The organism is Verrucosispora sp. SN26_14.1 (assembly GCF_004307965.1).
Lineage (GTDB): Bacteria > Actinomycetota > Actinomycetes > Mycobacteriales > Micromonosporaceae > Micromonospora.
This window is the reverse complement of sequence record NZ_SISL01000526.1, coordinates 1-3851: the sequence shown is the minus strand read 5'-3', so window position 1 is coordinate 3851 and position 3851 is coordinate 1. Positions and strand designations below refer to the sequence as shown.

Here is a 3851-nt window from a genome sequence, read left to right as displayed (position 1 = left end):
CATCCGGGCCGGCGCGCCCGGCGAGACGCTGACCCCGCTCTATCTGCGGCGGCCGGACGCGGTGGCGGCCACCGCCCGCAAGACGGTCCTGCCGTGAGCGAGCGGCAACGCACCGATCCGGTGCGGCGTGACCCGGGGCAGCGCGACCCGGTGCGGCTCGGCCGGTTCCGGTGGTGGCACATCGACGAGGTGCTGCCGATCGAGGCGGACCTCTTCGGCGCCGAGCAGTGGTCCGCGGCGATGTTCTGGAACGAACTGTCGCACGGGCACTTCTATCTGGTCGCGACCGACGACGACGGCGCGGTGCTCGGCTACGCCGGGCTGGCGGTCGCGCCGCCCGACGAGGCGTGGGTGCAGAACATCGCGGTACGCCGGGACGCGCACCGCCGGGGCGTGGGGCGGGTACTGCTGGAGGCCCTGCTCGCCGAGGCCGCCCGGCGGCGCGTACGCAGCGTGCTGCTGGAGGTCGCGGCGGACAACGCGCCGGCCCAGCGCCTCTACGCGTCGTACGACTTCGAGCCGATCGGCGTGCGGCGCGGCTACTACCAACCGAGCAACACCGACGCGCTGGTGATGCAGCGCCACCAGGACTGAGCACCCATGGCTGACGAACCCCTGATCCTCGGCATCGAGACCTCGTGCGACGAGACCGGTGTCGGCATCGTGCGCGGGCACACCCTGCTCGCCGACGCGCTCGCGTCCAGCGTGGACCAGCACGCCCGGTTCGGCGGGGTGGTGCCGGAGGTGGCCAGCCGGGCGCACCTGGAGGCGATCGTGCCGACCATGCGGCGGGCGCTGACCGAGGCCGGGGTGACGATCGCCGACATCGACGCGATCGCGGTGACCGCCGGCCCGGGGCTGGCCGGTGCGCTGCTGGTCGGGGTGGCCGCGGCCAAGGGGTACGCGGTCGCCGCCGAGAAGCCCGTCTACGGGGTCAACCACCTGGCCGCGCACGTGGCGGTGGACACGCTGGAACACGGGCCGCTGCCCGAGCCGGCGATCGCCCTCCTGGTCTCCGGGGGGCACTCGTCGTTGCTGCTCGTCGACGACCTGGCGCACGGCGTCACCCCGCTGGGCGCCACCATCGACGACGCGGCCGGGGAAGCCTTCGACAAGGTGGCCCGGCTGCTCGGCCTGCCGTTTCCCGGCGGCCCCTACATCGACCGGGAGGCGCGGGCCGGCGATCCGGCGTCGATCGCGTTCCCGCGTGGCCTGACCGCCGCCAAGGACCTGGCCGCGCACCGGTACGACTTCTCCTTCTCCGGGTTGAAGACCGCGGTGGCCCGGTGGGTGGAGGCACGACAGCGGGCCGGTGAACCGGTGCCGGTGGCCGACGTGGCGGCGTCCTTCCAGGAGGCGGTCTGCGACGTGCTGGTCACCAAGGCGCTGGACGCCTGCCGCAGCAGTGGCGTGGAGACCCTGGTGATCGGCGGGGGAGTGGCGGCCAACTCGCGGCTGCGGGCGTTGGCCGAGCAGCGGGCCGCGCGGCACGGCATCCGGGTACGCGTACCCCGGCCGGGACTGTGCACCGACAACGGCGCGATGGTGGCGGCCCTCGGCTCGCACCTGGTCGCCTCGGGGGTCGCGCCGAGCCGGCTCGACCTGCCCGCGGATTCGGCGATGCCGCTGACCACGGTCAGCGTCTGAGGGAGGACGGCGACGTGATCGTACGGATGTGGGAGGCGCGGGCGGAGCCGTACGCGCTCGCCGAGTTGATCACCTGGGTCTGCGACAGCGCCCTGCCCGAGTTCGAGCACGACCCGCTGCACCTGTCCAGCGAGGTGTTCTCCTCCACCGACCACCGGGTGGTGGTGATCTCGAAGTGGCGCAGCAGTCCCCGGCCGCTGCCCGAGCCGCCGGTGATGCTGCTCGCCCGGCCGCCGCACTCCTGGGACTTCACCCAGGTCGACCGCTGAACCGGGCCACCACGGTCAGCGGATGGTCACCGTGGTGGTCGCGGTGGCCCGGTCGATGTCGCTGGTCCGGGCGCTGATCCGCAGCGTCCACTCGCCGGCCAGCGGGAACTGGATCTCGGCGCTGCCGTGGTGCGGTTCCAGGCTGAGCACGTCGATCGCGATCGGCTCGATACCCGCCTCCGGCAGGGCGGCGGTGACGCTCCACTCCGCCACCGGCAGCTCCTTGCCCGCCGGTGTGTAGACGTACGCGTGCAGGCTGTTCGCCGTGTTCGGGGCCGCCGGGTAGATGTCGAACTGCACCACGAAGATGCTTGTGGTCAACGACTGGGCGACACCGTCGCGGGTGACCCCGTCGGCGGTCGCGCCGTCCGTCCGCCCCGGCGGGGTCTGCACCAGCACTGCGGTCAGCACCAGGACCATCGCGGTCACCGCGAGTTCGACACCGGCCGCGCGGGCGACCCAGCGGGGCCGCCCGGCGGCGACCAGCCGCCGGATCAGGCGTCGCTGCCAGGCCGCGATCGCCAGCACGGCTGCGAGCAGTGCGGCCTTGGCGCAGAGCAGCCGACCGTACGTGGTGCCGAGCACCGCCGACGGCCGACCGAGTTCGATCGCGGCCTGGAGCACCCCGGCGGTGACCAGCCAGGCCACCGCCAGCGTGGCCCACTTCGACCAGGCCGGCAGGATGCGGGCGAGAACCCGCTCGTGGGTGCCCCGGAGCAGGAACACGGTGAGGGCGAGCAGCCCGCCCAGCCAGACCGCCACCCCGACGACGTGCACGGTGGTCAGCACGATGCTCACCGGCGGCACCGGTGCGGCGACCGCACGTCGCCGCAGGTCCGACCGCCACGCCCGCAGACCCACCACGCAGAGACCGAGGAAGATCACGTACAGCACGGCGGTCAGCCAGAGTCCCTTGTACCCGTAGAGCGGGATGTAGATCAGGTCGGCGGCGATCCACAGCCACCAACTCTCCACCAGCTTGCGGGTCTGCCCGTACGTGGCCAGCAGCGACAGCGCCGTGGTGAGCGCGTCGGGCAGCGGCACGGTCGAGTCGGTGGCCCGGTCCAGCAGCAGCCAGATCCCGCCGGTGAGCAGCACCCCCGCCACACCGAGCGCCCACCACTCCCGCCGCCCGGTCCGGGTCACCGTGAGCCGGCTGCGCTGCTCGCCGCCGTACAACCAGTGCCACCACCCGTAGCAGCCGAGAGCCACGTAGACCAGTTGCAGGCTCGCGTCGGCGTACAGACCCGTCGTCCAGAACAACAGTCCGAGCAGCAGCACGTTGGCGATGCCGATCGCCCAGTTGGCGATGTGCTGCCGGGCGATCAGCCAGACGTTCACCACACCGGTGCCGAAGCCCAGCAGCTCCGCCCAGCTGATGCCCGCCCCGGCGACGCTGAACGCCGTGCTGGTGAGCCAGTCGATCACAGGTCCTCCCGGGTCTGTCGCGCGCTCACCCTAGAGCGCCGACCGCCGGTGGAACAGACCCCTGCGCCCACCCCGACCCGCCCGCCGTGCGAGGCTGCTGACATGGTGCTTGAAGTCGCGCTGATCGACGTGATTCCCGGGCAGGAGGACGAGTTCGCCGCCGCGTACCGCACGGCGCACCCGGTCCTCGCCGACACGCCCGGCTGCCGCTCGGTCCGGATGACCCGGGGTGTCGAGTCCCCCACGCGGTTCGTGCTGCTGGTCGAGTGGGACTCGGTCGAGGCGCACGAGGTCAACTTCCGGCAGACCGACCGCTTCGCGCAGTGGCGCGGGCTGATCGGTCCGCACTTCGCCGGTCCGCCGCTCGTCGAGCACTTCGTCGACGTACCCGCCTGAGGACGCCGTCCCGGCCCGGCGCGGGACCGAAAAGTGTCGTACCCCTCGTCTATCGTGCCCGCGACGCGCGGTCGGCGGTCCCGACGGGCTCGGGGGCGCGCCGGGCCATGT

Annotated in this window: 5 protein-coding genes and 1 pseudogene; 5 read left to right on the top strand and 1 reads right to left on the bottom strand. The window is 72.9% G+C overall.

The window, feature by feature from the left end; genetic code table 11:
* From EYA84_RS28405 to EYA84_RS28390, 4 genes and pseudogenes are all read left to right on the top strand, one after another.
* Positions 1-97: pseudogene (locus tag EYA84_RS28405) on the top strand (tRNA (adenosine(37)-N6)-threonylcarbamoyltransferase complex dimerization subunit type 1 TsaB); the annotation flags it as partial.
* Between the two features lie 53 nt (positions 98-150).
* A complete protein-coding gene (gene rimI / locus EYA84_RS28400; RefSeq protein WP_131057002.1) occupies positions 151-594 on the top strand; it encodes a ribosomal protein S18-alanine N-acetyltransferase in 444 nt (147 codons plus the stop codon).
* Positions 595-600: 6 nt separating this feature from the next.
* Entirely contained in the window at positions 601-1647 is a 1047-nt protein-coding gene (tsaD, locus tag EYA84_RS28395) for a tRNA (adenosine(37)-N6)-threonylcarbamoyltransferase complex transferase subunit TsaD (RefSeq protein WP_131057000.1), read from the top strand.
* Between the two features lie 14 nt (positions 1648-1661).
* On the top strand, positions 1662-1916 hold the full coding sequence (locus tag EYA84_RS28390) for a hypothetical protein (protein WP_131056998.1): 255 nt from the start codon (positions 1662-1664) through the stop codon (positions 1914-1916).
* Between the two features lie 15 nt (positions 1917-1931).
* Here EYA84_RS28390 and pnuC read toward each other — a convergent pair whose 3' ends face one another.
* Positions 1932-3344, bottom strand: coding sequence for a nicotinamide riboside transporter PnuC (gene pnuC, locus EYA84_RS32730; RefSeq protein ID WP_161595061.1), 1413 nt, complete (start codon positions 3342-3344; stop codon positions 1932-1934).
* A 102-nt stretch (positions 3345-3446) separates the two neighbouring features.
* On the opposite strand from pnuC, the gene EYA84_RS28380 reads away from it, so the two are divergent.
* Positions 3447-3740, top strand: a complete 294-nt coding sequence (locus EYA84_RS28380) for an antibiotic biosynthesis monooxygenase (protein WP_131056996.1) — start codon at positions 3447-3449, stop codon at positions 3738-3740.
* Positions 3741-3851 lie beyond the last annotated feature (111 nt).

Coding starts and splice junctions, on each gene's coding strand:
- EYA84_RS28380 (WP_131056996.1), top strand. CDS start 3,447: ATGGTGCTTGAAGTCGCGCTGATCGACGTGATTCCCGGGCAGGAGGAC.
- tsaD (WP_131057000.1), top strand. CDS start 601: ATGGCTGACGAACCCCTGATCCTCGGCATCGAGACCTCGTGCGACGAG.